The 17,634-nt window shown below is 40.6% G+C and carries 17 protein-coding genes; 9 read left to right on the forward strand and 8 right to left on the reverse strand.

Annotated features, from left to right (window positions below; all coding sequences use genetic code 11):
• Positions 1-8 precede the first annotated feature (8 nt).
• From oppA to oppF, 5 genes are all read left to right on the forward strand, one after another.
• Complete coding sequence (gene oppA / locus PR761_RS02875; RefSeq protein WP_154611135.1) at positions 9-1,649, forward strand: oligopeptide ABC transporter substrate-binding protein OppA; 1,641 nt, start codon at positions 9-11, stop codon at positions 1,647-1,649.
• Between the two features lie 66 nt (positions 1,650-1,715).
• Positions 1,716-2,636 (forward strand): oligopeptide ABC transporter permease OppB, encoded by a 921-nt coding sequence (gene oppB / locus PR761_RS02880; RefSeq protein ID WP_006812894.1) that lies wholly within the window; start codon positions 1,716-1,718, stop codon positions 2,634-2,636.
• Positions 2,637-2,650: 14 nt separating this feature from the next.
• Complete coding sequence (gene oppC, locus PR761_RS02885) at positions 2,651-3,559, forward strand: oligopeptide ABC transporter permease OppC (protein WP_006812895.1); 909 nt, start codon at positions 2,651-2,653, stop codon at positions 3,557-3,559.
• 11 nt (positions 3,560-3,570) lie between these two features.
• Positions 3,571-4,560: an ABC transporter ATP-binding protein gene (locus PR761_RS02890; protein WP_006812896.1), complete on the forward strand. Its 990-nt coding sequence runs from the start codon at positions 3,571-3,573 to the stop codon at positions 4,558-4,560.
• Complete coding sequence (gene oppF / locus PR761_RS02895; protein ID WP_006812897.1) at positions 4,557-5,558, forward strand: murein tripeptide/oligopeptide ABC transporter ATP binding protein OppF; 1,002 nt, start codon at positions 4,557-4,559, stop codon at positions 5,556-5,558. The genes PR761_RS02890 and oppF overlap by 4 nt, the downstream gene beginning before the upstream one ends.
• A 71-nt stretch (positions 5,559-5,629) precedes the next feature.
• Here oppF and PR761_RS02900 read toward each other — a convergent pair whose 3' ends face one another.
• Together PR761_RS02900 and cls are read right to left on the reverse strand one after the other, a co-directional pair.
• Positions 5,630-5,962 (reverse strand): HI1450 family dsDNA-mimic protein, encoded by a 333-nt coding sequence (locus tag PR761_RS02900; protein ID WP_006812898.1) that lies wholly within the window; start codon positions 5,960-5,962, stop codon positions 5,630-5,632.
• Between the two features lie 22 nt (positions 5,963-5,984).
• Positions 5,985-7,445, reverse strand: a complete 1,461-nt coding sequence (gene cls, locus PR761_RS02905; protein ID WP_006812899.1) for a cardiolipin synthase — start codon at positions 7,443-7,445, stop codon at positions 5,985-5,987.
• Between the two features lie 286 nt (positions 7,446-7,731).
• On the opposite strand from cls, the gene PR761_RS02910 reads away from it, so the two are divergent.
• Positions 7,732-7,905, forward strand: coding sequence for a YciY family protein (locus tag PR761_RS02910; RefSeq protein ID WP_126436873.1), 174 nt, complete (start codon positions 7,732-7,734; stop codon positions 7,903-7,905).
• 125 nt (positions 7,906-8,030) lie between these two features.
• Positions 8,031-8,765 (forward strand): TonB family protein, encoded by a 735-nt coding sequence (locus tag PR761_RS02915; protein ID WP_006812901.1) that lies wholly within the window; start codon positions 8,031-8,033, stop codon positions 8,763-8,765.
• Positions 8,766-8,843: 78 nt separating this feature from the next.
• Here PR761_RS02915 and yciA read toward each other — a convergent pair whose 3' ends face one another.
• Both yciA and PR761_RS02925 read right to left on the reverse strand, forming a co-directional pair.
• On the reverse strand, positions 8,844-9,263 hold the full coding sequence (gene yciA / locus PR761_RS02920; protein ID WP_006812902.1) for an acyl-CoA thioester hydrolase YciA: 420 nt from the start codon (positions 9,261-9,263) through the stop codon (positions 8,844-8,846).
• A gap of 188 nt (positions 9,264-9,451) precedes the next feature.
• Complete coding sequence (locus tag PR761_RS02925; RefSeq protein WP_006812903.1) at positions 9,452-10,012, reverse strand: septation protein A; 561 nt, start codon at positions 10,010-10,012, stop codon at positions 9,452-9,454.
• A 239-nt stretch (positions 10,013-10,251) separates the two neighbouring features.
• On the opposite strand from PR761_RS02925, the gene PR761_RS02930 reads away from it, so the two are divergent.
• On the forward strand, positions 10,252-11,991 hold the full coding sequence (locus PR761_RS02930) for a SulP family inorganic anion transporter (protein ID WP_006812904.1): 1,740 nt from the start codon (positions 10,252-10,254) through the stop codon (positions 11,989-11,991).
• 56 nt (positions 11,992-12,047) lie between these two features.
• On the opposite strand, the gene PR761_RS02935 is transcribed toward PR761_RS02930, so the two are convergent.
• On the reverse strand, positions 12,048-12,800 hold the full coding sequence (locus PR761_RS02935) for a YciC family protein (protein ID WP_006812905.1): 753 nt from the start codon (positions 12,798-12,800) through the stop codon (positions 12,048-12,050).
• A 409-nt stretch (positions 12,801-13,209) separates the two neighbouring features.
• On the opposite strand from PR761_RS02935, the gene ompW reads away from it, so the two are divergent.
• Positions 13,210-13,860 carry an outer membrane protein OmpW gene (ompW, locus tag PR761_RS02940; protein ID WP_039854030.1) on the forward strand — a complete coding sequence of 217 codons (651 nt, stop codon included), beginning with the start codon at positions 13,210-13,212 and terminating at the stop codon, positions 13,858-13,860.
• A 352-nt stretch (positions 13,861-14,212) separates the two neighbouring features.
• On the opposite strand, the gene trpA is transcribed toward ompW, so the two are convergent.
• The 3 genes from trpA to trpCF are packed head-to-tail and all read right to left on the reverse strand — an operon-like array spanning position 14,213 to position 17,633.
• Positions 14,213-15,019, reverse strand: coding sequence for a tryptophan synthase subunit alpha (gene trpA / locus PR761_RS02945; RefSeq protein ID WP_006812907.1), 807 nt, complete (start codon positions 15,017-15,019; stop codon positions 14,213-14,215).
• Complete coding sequence (gene trpB, locus PR761_RS02950) at positions 15,019-16,209, reverse strand: tryptophan synthase subunit beta (RefSeq protein ID WP_006812908.1); 1,191 nt, start codon at positions 16,207-16,209, stop codon at positions 15,019-15,021. Before trpB ends, trpA begins: the two co-directional genes overlap by 1 nt.
• Before the next feature lie 47 nt (positions 16,210-16,256).
• Positions 16,257-17,633, reverse strand: a complete 1,377-nt coding sequence (gene trpCF, locus PR761_RS02955) for a bifunctional indole-3-glycerol-phosphate synthase TrpC/phosphoribosylanthranilate isomerase TrpF (protein ID WP_154611134.1) — start codon at positions 17,631-17,633, stop codon at positions 16,257-16,259.
• Position 17,634 lies beyond the last annotated feature (1 nt).

Below are 17,634 nucleotides of genomic sequence, written 5' to 3' on the forward strand. Positions count from 1 at the left end.
CCAAAATAATGAGCAAATTATTGAATAAATCCTTTGTTGCTTTAAGCGTTGCCGCTGGATTGCTCGCGACAACGATGGCAACCAGTTATGCCGCGGTTGTTCCTGCTGGGGTTGAACTGTCTAATAAACAAATGCTAGTAAGAAATAATGGTTCTGAGCCTCAATCCCTTGATCCTCATAAAATTGAAGGGGTTCCTGAATCTGCACTCGCAAGAGATCTTTTGGAAGGGATTACGATTATTGGACCTAATGGGGAGATTTTACCGGGATCCGCAGTGAGTTGGGATAACAAAGATTTTACGGAATGGACATTTAAAATTCGCGATGGTGCCAAATGGTCTAATGGTGATCCCGTTACTGCTCAAGATTTTGTGTATAGCTGGCAACGCTTAGCTTCTCCAGATACAGCATCTCCGTATGCGAGCTATTTACAATATGCTCATATTAAAAATGTTGATGACGTTATTGCAGGCAAAAAGAAGCCTGAAGAATTAGGTGTAAAAGCGCTAGATGACAAAACGCTCGTGATTACATTGAGTGAAGCCGTCCCTTACATTCCAAAATTATTAGCTCACTCATCGATGTCCCCAGTCAATAAAAAAGCCATTGAGCAACATGGCGCTAAATGGACTCAGCCCGCAAATTTTGTGGGTAATGGTGCATATAAGCTGAAAGATTGGACGGTGAATGAACGTATTGTATTAGAGCGCAGCCCAACATATTGGGACAATGGAAATACAATTATCGAACAAGTGACATTCTTGCCAATTTCATCAGAGGTGACGGATGTTAACCGTTATCGTAGCGGTGAAATTGACATGACTTATAGTAATTTACCGATTGAGCAGTTTAAAAGCTTACAACAAAACATGCCAAAAGAGCTGAAAGTCAGCCCATACTTATGTACGTACTACTATGAAATTAATAACGAAAAACCGCCATTTAATGACCCAAGAGTCAGAGAAGCATTAAAGCTTTCTATGGATAGAGATACCATTACCTATAAAGTTAAAGCGCAGGGAGATATTCCCGCTTATGGTTTCACTCCGCCATTTACGAGCGGCATGAAAGCAGAAAAACCGGATTGGTATGCCAATATGACCCAAGAACAACGTAACGAAAAGGCAAAGAAATTATTAGAAGAAGCGGGCTATAACAAATCTAATCCATTGAAATTTAACTTATTATATAATACATCCGATTTGCATAAACGCATTGCTATCGCGGCGTCCTCCATGTGGAAGAAAAATATTGGCGCTGAAGTTAAATTGGAAAACCAAGAATGGAAAACTTTCTTAGATAGCCGTCACCAAGGTGCTTATGATGTTGCGCGAGCAGGCTGGTGTGCGGATTATAATGAACCATCCTCATTCTTAAATATGTTGTTGTCTTATAGCAGTAATAATACCGTGCATTATAAAAATAAAGACTTCGATGCCGCCATGAAAAAAACCTTACAGGTCAAAACGGATGAAGAACGTGCTGCACTGTATCAACAAGCAGAAAAAATCTTAGATAAAGATTCCGGTATCGTTCCTCTTTATTACTATGTAAATACCCGCTTAGTGAAGCCATATGTGGGTGGATACACGGGTAAAGATCCATTAGATAACTTGCATACAAAAGATCTGTATATCTTCAAACATTAATTACAACAGGCGGGCTGAATGCTAGCCCGCCATTTGCCAACTTGGCGTATGAAGTAGGAAAGGGCAATGTTTAAATTTATTGTGCGTCGTTTGCTTGAGGCAATTCCGACCCTGTTGATTCTTATCACTATCTCATTTTTTATGATGAGATTAGCACCGGGAAGCCCTTTCACAGGAGAACGAAAACTGCCTCCTGAAGTCATGGCGAACATTGAGGCGAAATATCACCTGAATGACCCAATGTATAAGCAATATTTCAACTATTTGGTTCAGCTTTCTAAAGGGGATTTTGGTCCCTCTTTTAAATATAAAGATTATAGTGTCAATGAGTTAGTTGCAAAAGCCTTCCCTGTATCAGCAAAACTTGGTGCCACAGCATTTGTCGTCGCTGTGCTCTTTGGGGTTTCTGCAGGGGTGATTGCGGCATTAAATCAAAATACGAAATGGGATTTTACAGTCATGGGATTTGCCATGACGGGGGTTGTCATCCCAAGCTTTGTTGTTGCACCGTTATTGGTGCTGATTTTTGCTATTCATTTGAAATGGCTCCCCGGTGGAGGTTGGGATGGCGGTAATTTAACGCATATGATTTTGCCGATGGTGGCATTGTCGCTCGCTTATATCGCCAGTATCTCCCGTATTACGCGTGGTTCAATGATTGAAGTTATGCACTCTAACTTTATCCGTACGGCGAGAGCGAAAGGTTTACCGCTACGCACTATCATTTTACGCCATGCTTTGAAGCCTGCATTATTACCTGTTTTATCGTACATGGGACCTGCATTTGTCGGGATCATTACTGGTTCAATGGTGATTGAAACAATTTTTGGATTACCGGGTATTGGACAGCTCTTTGTCAATGGTGCGCTTAATCGTGACTATTCATTAGTATTGAGCTTAACCATTTTAGTGGGCGTACTGACGATTGCTTTTAATGCGATTGTGGATGTGTTGTATGCCGTTATTGATCCTAAAATTCGTTATTAAACCGGAGGAGCACTATGTTATTAAATAAAAAAAATAGTGAAGCTCTGGAAAACTTTTCTGAGCAATTGGATATTGAAGGACGTAGCCTCTGGCAAGATGCGAGACGCCGGTTTATCCATAACCGAGCTGCAATTTTTAGTTTATGCCTGCTATTTTGCATTACATTATTCGTTATTTTTGCTCCCATGTTATCGCCATTTTTGTATGACGATACGGATTGGGAAATGATGTCCATGCCACCAGATATGGCGACGGGGCATTATTTTGGTACCGATGCCTCGGGTCGAGATTTGCTAGTCCGTGTTGCGATTGGTGGACGGATCTCATTGATGGTCGGTGTGGCGGCAGCATTGGTGGCGGTCGTGGTAGGAACATTATATGGCTCGCTGGCTGGTTATGTAGGCGGGAAAGTTGACTCCATTATGATGCGATTACTGGAGATCTTAAATTCCTTCCCATTTATGTTCTTTGTCATTTTATTAGTGACACTGTTCGGAACCAATATTCTACTCATTTTCGTCGCAATTGGGATGGTGTCATGGCTCGATATGGCGCGTATCGTTCGGGGTCAGACACTAGGTTTAAAGCGTAAAGAATTTATTGAAGCGGCATTAGTGTGTGGTGTAAGTACACGACATATTATTTTACGTCATATTGTTCCCAACGTATTAGGTGTCGTCGTGGTTTATGCATCGTTATTAGTGCCTAGCATGATCTTATTTGAATCATTCTTAAGCTTTTTGGGACTAGGAACTCAAGAGCCTCTGAGTAGCTGGGGAGCATTACTTAGCGATGGTGCTAACTCAATGGAAGTGACACCATGGCTGCTGTTAATACCCGCAGGATTCTTAGTGGTGACACTGTTTTGTTTTAACTTTATCGGCGATGGCTTACGTGATGCCCTCGACCCGAAAGACCGCTAGAGGGATGAAATATGCAAAATTCAACATTCAGTAGCCCTCTGTTATCGGTCAAAGACTTAAATGTCAGTTTTACGACCCAAGATGGTGATGTAACCGCAGTAAATAAACTCAATTTTGAACTTAGTGCTGGGGAAACCTTGGGGATTGTTGGGGAATCGGGTTCAGGAAAATCACAAACTGCTTTTGCATTGATGGGATTATTGGCAAAAAATGGACGGATCGGCGGTTCCGCTGTCTTTAATGGCCGTGAAATTTTAAATTTAAAGGAAAAAGCCCTTAATCGGATGCGTGCTGAAGAAATCGCCATGATTTTTCAGGATCCAATGACGTCGCTCAATCCATACTTAAAAATTGGTATTCAGCTTTCTGAAGTGTTAATGCTACACAAAGGGATGAGCAGAAAACAGGCTTTTGATGAATCAGTACGTATGCTTGATGCGGTAAAAATGCCAGAAGCCCGTAATCGGATGAATATGTACCCTCATGAATTTTCAGGAGGAATGCGCCAAAGAGTTATGATTGCAATGGCGTTATTATGCCAGCCTAAATTATTGATCGCCGATGAACCAACAACCGCGTTAGATGTGACGGTTCAAGCGCAGATTATGACGTTACTTAATGAACTGAAACGAGAATTTGATACGGCAATTATCTTAATCACCCATGACTTGGGAGTTGTTGCGGGTGTTTGTGACAAGGTGTTGGTGATGTATGCCGGCCGAACGATGGAATATGGGAGTGCCCGAGATATTTTCTATCGGCCATCTCATCCGTATTCATTAGGGTTACTTGCGGCTGTGCCTCGGTTGGATGGGGATGATGATAACTTGGCGACGATTCCAGGTAATCCCCCTAATTTATTAAGATTACCTAAAGGCTGTCCATTCTCACCTCGTTGCCAATATGCCAATCAAACTTGTATGGATCAGGAGCCGCAATTATCTGCGTTTGCTCAATCTCGTTTGCGTGCCTGCTTTAAGCCTGTGGAGGAGTTAGTATGACCGATCAAAAAAATAGGCAGGTTCTGCTAGAAGTGAATGATTTAAAAGTTCACTTTTCAATACGAGATAAAAAACAATGGTTTTGGCAACCAGATAAAAGCCTCAAAGCCGTCGACGGGGTAACGCTTCGTTTATATGAAGGGGAAACCTTGGGCGTAGTCGGGGAATCTGGGTGCGGTAAATCGACGTTTGCGAGAGCAATTATTGGATTAGTCAAAGCCACTGGTGGTACGGTGACTTGGTTGGGGCAAGATCTATTATCGATGAATGATAAGCAGTGGCGCAATGTACGCAATGATATTCAGATGATATTTCAAGATCCGCTTGCATCGTTAAACCCACGCATGACGATTGGCGATATTATTGCCGAGCCACTCAAAACCTATCATCCCAAAATGCCCCAGAAACAAATCACTGAAAAAGTGAAAAACATGATGATGAAGGTAGGATTACTGCCAAACTTGATCAACCGTTATCCTCATGAGTTTTCGGGGGGACAATGTCAGCGAATTGGGATTGCTCGTGCATTAATTTTGGAACCTAAGTTGGTGATATGCGATGAGCCAGTTTCAGCCTTGGATGTATCAATTCAGGCGCAAGTTGTGAATTTACTACAAGAATTACAGCGGGAAATGAAGTTATCGCTGATTTTTATTGCCCATGACCTTGCGGTTGTTAAGCATATCTCTGACCGCGTGTTAGTCATGTATTTGGGGCATGCAGTTGAGTTAGGTACTTATGATGAGGTGTATAACAATCCGCTACATCCTTATACACGAGCACTGATGTCAGCTGTTCCTGTTCCCGATCCTGATAAAGAAAAAAATAAGCAAATTGAGTTATTGGAAGGGGAATTACCTTCACCGATCAATCCACCATCAGGTTGTGTATTTCGTACTCGTTGCCCAATTGCAGATGAAGAGTGTGGAAGAACCCGGCCATTGTTGGAGGGAAGCTTCAAGCATGGGGTTTCTTGCTTAAAAATTGATCCTTTATAATTTTTAATCTGTAGAAATGGAAAAAGGACCTATGCAGGTCCTTTTTCTCGTTTAGAACAGCAAGGTGATTTTTACTGTTTCCATTCAATATGCTGGAAAGGATGTTGAGGATTTCGGCTGATCAGAATACGTGCAAAAATATCTTCAATATCATCTTCAGGACTTTTGGCTAGTCCAATGATGATTTCACTCATTTGCTCTAAAGGTAAGCCTTGAGTCGCAAGGATATGCCAGTTTTGACTGAAAGGCACGACTTCAGCTGCACCACATTCTTCAAATTGTAAAGCAAAAATAACTTGATCAGCGGGCTCAAGATTGTCCATTGCGCCTTCAAGGAAAAGGTCATAGGCAATTTCGATGATTTCATCTTCATCGATCAGATTGATATTGGGTGTGTGGCTCATGACTTTTCCCTAAAAAGCAAAACTACAATAATGGACTAAAGAAGTAACAGAGGCGCTCAACAACACGGTTCCAGAAAGGACGTTGTTCCCATTCTTCAATCTCTAAGCGGGTAGAGCGCGCCATATAATCATACTGAACCAGCGTCAGATCGCTACCAAAACTTTTATCATCGATGACCACTGTAATTTCAAAATTTAGCCATAGGCTGCGCATATCAAGGTTTACTGAACCGACTAAACTGAGTTCACCATCTACGGATACACTCTTGGTATGGAGTAAACCATCTTCAAATTGATAAATTTTAACGCCAGCTTCCAGTAACTCGGTGTAGAAAGAGCGGCTTGCCCAGCGAACGAGGAATGAATCATTGTGGCGAGGCATAATTATACTGACATCAACACCTCGCATTGCTGCGGTACAGATAGCATGCAGCAAGTCGTCGCTAGGAACAAAGTACGGGGTAGTCATGATCAGCTGCTTACGCGCGGAAAACATGGCGGTCATTAATGATTGTTGGATTAAATCATCTGGGAAACCGGGACCCGATGCAATCATTTGGGTGGTGTGACCGTTGTCCTGCTCAAATGGCATAACATTGGAATCAGGTGGAGGAGGGAGCAGACGCTTTCCGGTTTCCATTTCCCAGTCAAAAGCATACACAATACCCAGCGTAGTACTGACGGGACCTTCCATTCTCACTAAAATATCTATCCATTCTCCAACACCGGAGTCTTGCTTAAAATAGCGAGGATCCACCATGTTCATACTGCCGGTATAAGAGATATAGTTATCGATGATCACAATTTTACGGTGTTGACGTAAATCCATACGGCGTAAGAAAAAACGCATCAGATTAACTTTTAATGATTCAACAAACTCTATACCTGCCGCCCGCATTTTGTCTGGATAATCACTGCGGAAAAAATGCCAGCTACCAGCAGAGTCAACCATAATACGGCATTTAACTCCGCGTTTAGCAGCATTCAATAAGGCTTCAGTCACTTCATCGACTAACCCGCCTGGTTGCCAAATATAAAACACCATTTCGATGGAGTTCTGTGCATTATTGATATCATTAGCAATTGCTTTTAATGAATCTTCGCTGGTGGTCAATAGCTGGATACGATTACCTTTTACTCCGGCAATTCCTTGGCGTTTCTCACATAGCTGGAATAATGGCTCGGCAACGGGGCTATTATCATTGGCAAAAATATGTTTGGAATGACGCAAGTTTTCGAGCCATGTGGCGACAGAAGGCCACATTTGGTGAGCTTTATCAATGCGACGTCGTCCTAGGTGTAACTCCCCAAAAGCGGCATACGCGATAATTCCCACTAAAGGCAGGATATAAATAATTAGCAGCCAAGTCATTGCCGACGTTACCGGTCTTCTGGTGACCAGAATACGAACGGTTACTGCTGCAACAATCAACCAATATAGGAAAAACAGGAGCCAACTCATTAAGGTGTAGACGGTTGCCATAATTGATAACAAGCCTCACGGACAGAGAGAAAAAAGTGTCATAAAACGAAAATATGTCTTATTAAATATAGACTAAGACTAAACATACCAGAATTTAGCAAAAACACTGAATAAAAACTCTGATAAATAAATAAAAACGCAATTAATGATAATTGCTCAGCGTAATAACAATGAGATTTTTGATCTTGCAAAGGTGTATTAGTATTAAAAGTTCTGCTTGGTTCTCTTGAGTAAAGGAATATAATATTTCGCCATCACGATTATTCATAGGATAAGGATTAAAGAAATGAGACGCAGCAGGCAAGAAGTGGGTCGTTGGAGAATGCTAAGACAAGTTGTTCGCAGACGTCGCCGTTGGTTAGAAAGTCACTCTCGCCGTAATATGCACATTTATACGATCCGTAAACTCGATATCTATCGACGTCGTCATTCTTTGCTGTTCAGCCAGTGGATTGAGTAAGGATATTCACGTTTTTACTCACATTTTTCACTTTGATCGCTAAACCTTATTGAATATGATTGCTATTTGCATTTAAACTATCAGTCATATTCGATAAGTAAACAGCTGTAGGGTAAAAATTACATATGCGTGGGATCAGACTCGTTGTCATCATTGGTATCTCATTATCAATTCATGCCGGCTTAGCGATGGCATGGATTTTTAATCAACCTAAATTTCCTCAACCCGAGGAACCTATCTCGATAGCGATGCTCTCGTTTGCTGAGCCTGCGGCAGAAACTCCAGTGGAAACATCCTCAGAACCGGAACCAGTTGTTGAGCCAGAACCCGAACCGGTCATTGAACCTGTTGTAGAACCCGTGATTGCTCTCCCTCAGAAAAAGCCGGAAGTAAAGAAAAAACCGGAACCGAAGAAAGAACCTAAAAAAGAACAGAAAAAAATTAAAGAAGAGCAAAAGCCTGTTGAGAAAAAATTGGCGATGAATAATTCTTCCTCATCGAATCAAGAGCCAACAAATAAAGAGTTAACTAATAAGGTTGGAGATACTACAGCTAAAAATACGTCACCAGTGGCAAGTCAGACTCAAGGTAGTCGTGGGCCAAAAGCGCTGAATAAACAATTACCTGAATATCCAGACCGTGCTCGTCGCTTAGGTAAAAATGGTTATGTCAAAGTACGTTATGATATCGATGAAGATGGCCGAGTGCAGAATGTTGAATTTGTTGAAACATCCCCGAAAGGGCTTTTTGAGCGGGATGTTAAACGCGCTATGAATCGCTGGCGTTATGAAAAACTCCCTGCTAAAGGGTATGTGACAGAAATCCATTTCAATATTGATGGTTCGGTGAAGCAAGTATAATTTACTATAAAAAATTAATAAAAATGGCGCTTAGGTTAGCGCCATTTTTATAGAAAACATTTCGATGTCACTAAGAAATTATGACTCTGAACTTTCTAATTCAAAATGCTGCTTACCTTCAGGTAATGGACGAGGGGTATTATCATCGTTTACCGCAACATAGGTAAACACTGCATCTGTCGCTTGATAACGTTGACCTACTGGATGAGTTGCTACCTTCTTTACCCATACTTCAATATTGATGGTGATTGAGCTTTTACCTGTTTTTAAACAGCGAGCATAGCAGCAAACCACATCACCCACAGCAACAGGCTTTTGAAATTTAATACCATTGACTGCTACTGTAACTACGCGACCTAAAGCAATCTCTTTTGCTAAAATAGCACCACCAATGTCCATTTGAGACATTAGCCAACCACCAAAAATATCGCCATTCGCATTCGTATCTGAAGGCATAGCTAAAGTACGTAAAACTAGTTCACCGTTAGGTAATTGCATATCCAACTCTTTGTTAAAATTAAATAATGACTATGATTCATTGCTGTTTATAGCAGACAATCGTTAGCATAGTAAACTACAAGGATACATTCAGTCACGATGATTTGTAACAAATCACAACGATAGGTAAAAAAAAAGCTGCGACAATGCGCAGCTTATTTATATGGTTGATAATCCAAAAGAGTTTATTACTCTTCAGGCTTCTCCGTATGGGGTTCTTTAATCATATGTTTGAAAATATACACCACACTGAGAATAGTAAAAATTAAAGTTGCTGCGGTTAGTCCGAAGACTTTAAAGTTTACCCAGACATCTTGAGCCATCCAAAATGCGACATAAATATTAATCCCTGAACATGCGATAAAAAATATCGCCCACGCAGTATTCAATTTTAACCAGTAACTATCGTCTAGCTTAATTTCTTGATTACTGCCCAGCATCCTTTGAATAATCGGCTTTTTAGTGAACCACTGGCTAATTAATAATGCTAACGCGAACAGACCATAAATAATGGTCACTTTCCATTTAATAAATGCATCGCTATGGAAAATAAGCGTTAATGCTGCAAATGCCATGACTATGACACAGGTAATTTTAGCCACTTTTTCGACTTTCTTATAAATAAGGTAAGTCGCCAGTAAAGCAAGAGGCGTCGTGACCATTAAGGCACCACTGGCATAAAAAATATCATATCTTTTGTAAACAATAAAAAAGATAACTAAAGGAATAAAATCAATAAGTTGTTTCATAACAGTGGATTCAGATCCTTGACGTAAATATATTCAACTTAAACATAGTGGAATAGTTTAACGTATTTTGTGGAGATTGTTAAAAGTTTGCGGTTATTTATCCATAATTGATGGCGATAATCTATCGAATTTTCACTATTTTACCTTTATTTGACTTACTCCTAGATAAACTTTATTAGTTCGGATATAAATAGTCTATATAATAAATTAACTTGCTAATTTTTAGAGATTTTTCATCCATGATAAAGGCTAGGTTATATAGTTGGATGCCAGGTTTGCAGACGCTATTTAATTATCAATTGGCGGATTTGGGGCCGGATATTAAAGCGGGGCTATCCGTTGCAGCAGTGGCATTACCCGTTGCTATAGCCTATGCCGAACTGATGGGGATCAATGCTATTGTTGGGTTGTATGCGTGCGTTTTACCCATGCTGATGTACGCCTTATTCGGTACATCAAAACAACTGATTATTGGTCCTGATGCAGCAACCTGTGCAGTGATCGCAGCTGCCGTAGCGCCTTTGGCGATGGGCGATGAAAATATCCGCTGGCAGCTGATTATTGTGATGAGTTTAATGACGGGAATCTGGTGTTTAATTGCCGCTAGATTCCGTTTCGGTATGTTTGCAGATTTTTTATCTGGACCAATTTTACAAGGCTTACTTAATGGCGTGGCATTAACCATTGTCGTCAGCCAATTAGGTAAAATTTTTGGTATTAATTCTTTGCCTTCAGGATTTATTGAGCGACTTGTTGCTTTCCCACTCTCATTATCAGAAACCCATATTCCTACATTTATTGTTGCAGCACTCACTTTAGTGGTGACCATTTTTATCAAGCGGGTGCGTAGCAAGTGGCCTTCGTTACTGATTGCAATGGTATTAGCAACAGGGGCGAGCATGCTTTTTAATCTTGAACAATATGGCATCCATACAGTAGGTAATTTAGGCGATGGTTTGCCTTTTATTGGTACGCCTGATTTTGCACCAGGATTGCTTCGTGACTTGGTCACACCATCCTTAAACTTAGCGGTTATCAGTTTTGTGAGCTTCATGATGACGGCTCGAAGTTTTGCGAGTAAGAATGGCTATGCTGTGGATGCAGATCAAGAATTAAGGGCATTAGGGATTGCGAATATTGCATCGGCACTCTCTCAAGGATTTGCCGTGAGTGCTGCGAGTAGCCGCACTGCAGTAAATGATATGATGGGCGGAAAAACCCAAATGGTTTCCGTGGTGGCGGCATTAAGTATTTTAGTCGTTTTATTATTTTCTGTGGATCTGCTCGGTTATATTCCTATGCCAGCATTAGGCATGGTGCTGATTATCTCCACATTTTCATTAATTAGCTTTCGCAGTATTTATGCGATGCGTAAGCGTAACAGACAAGCGTTTTTCCTGTGCGTATTTACGCTTTGTGCGGTGTTACTTGTCGGGTTGATCAGTGGTGTAGGCTTTGCGGTGTTATTAGGGTTATTGCAATTTATTCGCATTATTTTTAGGCCTACAGATCAGTTATTGGGTGTCGATGAGCAGGGAATGCTACATTCTATGAATCCAGATAATGAAATCCAGCCTGTCGATGATGTGCTGATTTATCGGTTTAATTCCCCATTAACCTATTTCAATGTTAACTATTTTAAAGAAAGACTGAATAAGCATATTGATAGTCAACATAAACGTCCTGCATGGGTAATAATCGATGCTGCGGTGAGTTTTACGCACAATGATGTCAGCGTTTTTTCGGCGTTAAATGATCTGGTCACATCGTTAAAATCTAAAGGCGTCACATTAGTTCTTGCAGGGCGACGTACATCACTTAATCGCTGGCTAGAGCAGAATAAAATTAATCGTTCAGATGATGATCTACTAGTAGTGCCTGATATCTACTTTGCAATCCGTTTAATTCAAAGTAAACAGCATATACAGCAAAAAAGTGTTGATGATCGTCAGAATGAGGAGCACAGATTATTAGATTAAAGGCAAACAAAAGGGCGTACTTATACGCCCTTAAGAGATAAATAAAAACTTAGTTTTTATTGTTTGCTGGTTAGCATATATAAACGGAAAAAGTAAATTAATGCAAAAGCCGCCACCATATTGTTAGCCAAAAATGAAATTCCATTTAAGACGATATGGTTAATCTGCAAATTACTTAAGATCACGCTCACTAACATTTGTGTTGCCATCCAGATTAAAATCATCGGTACAGCCACTCGCCAATTTGCATAAGCTAGCTTCCAACTTTTCCCCATCGCGCCAAATGGATTTATTTTTTCGGTCATTAGAATGGCAGGGGCGAGAGAAAAGCCAATTGCCAATATAACTCCGGGTAAGACCATGAGGGTGATGCCTAATTGAATTAGGAGGGAACAGACGACTAAGAGCAGGAACATCGATGGAGCTTTACTTAGCGAGGAGACCAGCGCTTGAGTTCCCGTCATTGCCTCACCACGGGATAAACCAGCAATATAAGCGAGCACGCCACATATCAGGACTAAACTACCCAGTGTCACGGATAAAATCAAACCAAAAGACACACGTAGAATACTGTTTTTCTCTTCCTCTGGTAAGTTCAGAACCCAGTTCTGCAACCCTGCATTGCCAGCTTCAAGGAGCTGACTTTGGGCTTCAACTAGGACACCAATCATTCGTTCATTGGGGATCAGTACCGCGTAAACAATAACGCTAACGACAGTGGCTAATAGCACGATGGTGAATAGGCCATTCAGCTGGTTTTTGAAAAAATTGACACTATCGCTGAAGAGTGAATTGGCCGAAATGGACATGTAACTGCTCCTATCTACAGACGGAATAAAAATTTGAGGGTGATTGTAACTGAGTATCTGGCTTAGAGGTAGAGAAAGATAAGAAAAGTCTGGGAGTTAATAGGCATGCGTGCATTGAATAACTAATCGGCGTAATTTTATGAATAAGATACACGCTTTAAAGATGTATTTTAAATATATATTTAAAATCGATATTAATTAACCTCAAATATAGAATCATTTTTTATTTTAATAGTTACTTATTAAAAATTGATTCAAATCAAAATAGAAAAAATCAGTAATGGAATAATAAACTCAGATTTATCGCACTGTATATAAATTAGCAAAAGATGTGATCTTGATTTGAATATGGATTCTAATAATAGGCTATATTTTTGCTAAAATAATAAACATAGGAATGGGATTGACAATGAAAAAACTCACTGCGCTTGTATTAGCGGCTGCAACTTTAGCTCCAGCTGCTTCTTTTGCTCATGAAGCTGGCGACTTTTTATTTCGTGCGGGTACCGCAACAGTAAGACCAAATGCTGGCGGCGACGATGTTAAAATTAATGGCCTTGGCAATTTAGGTCATTTCGATGCAAATAATAATACCCAATTAGGTTTAACTTTCGGTTATATGATTACCGATAATATTGGTGTGGAATTATTAGCGGCAACTCCGTTTGAACACAAAGTCGGTACAGGTCCAACAGGTAATATTGCAAGTGTTAAGCATTTACCACCAACCTTAATGGCACAGTATTATTTCGGTAGCAAAGAAGATAAATTGCGTCCTTATTTAGGTGCTGGTATTAACTATACCTTCTTCTTTGATGAAAAATTCAATAATACAGGTAAAGCAGCTGGTCTTTCAGACTTAGATTTATCAAGCTCTTGGGGCTTTGCAGCTCAAGCAGGTATGGACTATATGCTTGATGAAAACTGGATGTTAAACGCCTCTGTATGGTGGATGAATATTGAAACGGATGTTAAATTTAAAGCGGGTGGCGAGCAATATAAAGTTGATACTCGTTTAGACCCATTTGTCTTTATGCTTGGTGTGGGTTACCGCTTCTAATATTTAAAGGATATAAGCAAGTTAACGCTTGAACTAATGGATTAGAAAGCAGTAAGAAATCCGGGAATAAATATATTCTCGGATTTTTTTGTTTTTACAGATAAATAATTTTTAAACGATATTATAAATTCTGAATGTTAAAAATGACAAATAATAATTAACAAGTCATAAACAAGTTTGGCGTTCGCCCTAAGGAAATATAACTAAATTAAAATTATTTAATTTGGAAAGTTCTCTATTTATTAGTTTTGTGATGTCAATTTTTGACACATTTAATATATTGAACTAAAGAAAAAATAAAAATAAAAAGCCATCAAATAGATGATGGCTAAATTAAAATAAAGTTAGGAAATTATTTCGCTGTGGCCGCTTTCATTTTAGAAACAAACTCCGTTAATTTATCGAGCATCACATTGGGTTGGTTTAGATTATTTTCAATAATTTTAACCACAGCAGAACCGGAAATTGCACCCGCAGCACCATTACGAATAGCTTCTGCAACTTGTGCGGGTTCTGAAATACCAAAACCTTGTAGAGCAGGGGCTGCACCATATTGTGTGAGCTTATTCACTAAATGAGTTAATGGCATTTGTGCTCGTTGCTCTGTGCCTGTCACTCCAGCGCGTGAAAGTAAATATGTATACCCCTGACTGTACTTGCCGATGTCTTGCAGTAATTCTTCATCTCCATTTGGTGGGCAGATAAAGATTGGAGCAATACCATGGGAGGCTGCGGACTCACGAAATGGCTTAGATTCGCGCATTGGAACATCGGCAACTAAAACCGAATCAACACCAGCTTGTTGGCAACGTTGATAAAAATTATCGATACCATTAGAAAACACTAAATTTGCATACACTAATAAGCCGATTGGCATCTCTGGATGCTTAGCGCGAATTCGCTTTAACAGTTCAAAACAGAGAGTCGGCGTAATTTCGCTTTTAAAAGCTCTTAGGTTTGCATTTTGAATGGTAGGACCATCCGCTAAAGGATCAGAAAAAGGGATACCAATTTCAAGAGCATCAGCACCACCTGCAATTAAGGCATCCACAATCTTTAATGATTGCTCAGCATCGGGATCACCCAACGTCACAAAAGGGACGAATGCGCCTTGGTTTTTATTCTCTAGGCGTTGAAAAAGTTGAGTATAACGTTCCATTAGATTTCCCCTTTGCTAGCCAAAATATCATGCACAGTAAAAATGTCTTTATCGCCACGTCCGGATAGGTTGACGATCAACAATTGTTCTTTATTTGGTTCTTGCTCTGCCATTTTTAATGCGTAAGCGAGGGCATGGGAAGACTCTAATGCGGGAATAATACCTTCTTTACGGGAAAGTAGCTTAAATGCATTTAGGGCTTCATCATCAGTAATTGAAACGTATTCAGCGCGCCCAATACTGTTTAAATGTGCATGCTGTGGGCCAACTGAGGGAAAATCTAGCCCAGCAGAAATAGAGTAAGATTCCTCAATTTGTCCTTCAGACGTTTGCATCATGGGTGATTTCATTCCGAAATAGATCCCGACTCGTCCATGTTTTAGAGGCGCTCCATGTTGTCCGGACTCGATACCTAATCCTGCGGGCTCAACACCAATCAGACCGACATTCTCTTCAGGTATAAAAGATGCAAATAAACCGATAGCATTAGATCCGCCGCCAATACAGGCGATCACGGCATCAGGTAAGCGACCCTCTCTGTCTAAGATTTGTTGCTTAGCTTCATCACCAATCATCCGCTGAAATTCGCGTACAATGGTTGGATAAGGATGGGGGCCCGCGGCGGTACCCAGTAAATAGTGGGCTTTATCATAGCTACCAGACCAGTCTCTTAATGCTTCATTACAGGCATCTTTTAATGTGGCTGAGCCGCTATGAACAGGGATCACTTCAGCCCCCATGAGTTTCATGCGAAACACATTAGGAGACTGACGCTCAACATCTTTTGCTCCCATATAGATACGGCATTTCATATTCAATAAAGCACAAGCTAGAGCTGTTGCTACACCGTGTTGGCCTGCACCTGTTTCGGCAATAATTTCACTTTTACCCATGCGTTTTGCCAATAAAGCTTGCCCTAAAACCTGATTAGTTTTATGAGCACCGCCATGGAGTAAATCCTCGCGTTTTAGGTACAGTTTAGTTTTTGTACCGGCGGTGAGATTACGGCACAACGTTAATGCGGTTGGACGACCCGCATAGTTTTTCAGTAAGTCATGAAATTCAGTTAAAAAGTCTGGGTCACTTTGCGCTTCAATAAAGGCATCTTCAAGTTGGTTGAGTGCTGGGATTAAAATCTCTGGGACGTATTGTCCACCAAACTCACCGAAATAGGGGTCTAATTTGCTCATTGTCTGTTATCCATTTTATACGTTATTCATTGTTCGTTGGTTGACTATTAACTTACCGAACGAGCGCTTTTTAGCGAAGTAAAAACTTGATTAATTTTTTGCTCAGATTTAATGCCAGGTTCGACTTCAACACCGGAATTAAAATCTAATCCGTTGCAGACCAGCTGTGCAGCATGCTGGCAGTTTTCAGGTGTTAGCCCGCCTGCAATCATTAATTTATGTTGGCTATGTTTAGGGATTGATGACCAATCAAATGTCTCTCCTGTTCCACCAGCACCGTTATCCAGCAGTAAAATATCAATCAATGGGGTGTCGTACTCCGCCAGTTGAGCTTGGGACATATTCACAGCTTTCCAGATTTGGCAGTGCGTAGGTAACAGCTGACGTAATTGCTCAATATAGGGATTATCTTCATTGCCATGGAGTTGTACTGCGTGCAGAGCGAGTTGTTGTGCAATGTGCGCGACAAAATCGACGGATTGATTACGAAAAACGCCGACATAGTGAAGTGGTGCAGAATGAATAATCTGCTTCGCTTGTGACAGCGTCACTTTTCGTGGTGACTGTTCTGCAAAAATAAGCCCGCCAAACATCGCTCCAGCATCGAAAGCTGATTTAGCGTCTTGCTCTCGGGTTAAACCACACACTTTATGCTCGCCCACCAGTAAATTACGTAATGCTTGCTGCAAGTCTGCTTGCTCCATGAGTGCGCTGCCAATCAGAAAACCATTGGCGACATCCTTGAGAGCTTGAATATGCTGGTGCTGATGAATTCCAGATTCACTGATAACAATAGTTTCAGCGGACAGCTGCGGTGCTAATTGACGAGTACGATTGAGATCAATAGACAGGTCTCGTAAGTCGCGATTATTAATTCCTACCACTTTGGATTTCAGCGTAATCGCGCGTTGCAACTCATCCTCATTACTCACTTCGGTTAATACGCCCATATTGAGTTGATGAGCAACGTCCGCCAGTAAAATGTATTGTTCATCGCTTAATACTGAGAGCATCAGTAAAATCGCATCCGCTTGGTAATAGCGAGCAAGATAAATTTGATAAGGGTCAACAATAAAATCTTTGCACAGTACGGGTTGAGCCACGGTGTTACTGACAATCGTCAGATACTCCATATTTCCTTGGAAATATTTTTCATCGGTTAATACTGAAATAGCAGATGCATAGGGAGCATAAATACTGGCAATTTCAGCGGGATCAAAATTTTCTCGAATTAAACCTTTTGATGGAGAGGCTTTTTTACACTCCAGAATAAAAACAGGACGTTTGGCCTGTAACGCAGTGTAAAAACTGCGTTGACTCGGTTGTATTTGGGACTGAAAACTGCTTAATGGTTGGCGCGCTTTGCGTTCCACCAAATACACCATTTTATCGTCAACAATCTTTTGTAATACAGTGCCTTTCATC

The sequence above is a fragment of the Providencia sp. PROV210 genome (genome assembly GCF_028479445.1).
In the GTDB taxonomy this organism is placed as follows: domain Bacteria; phylum Pseudomonadota; class Gammaproteobacteria; order Enterobacterales; family Enterobacteriaceae; genus Providencia; species Providencia rustigianii.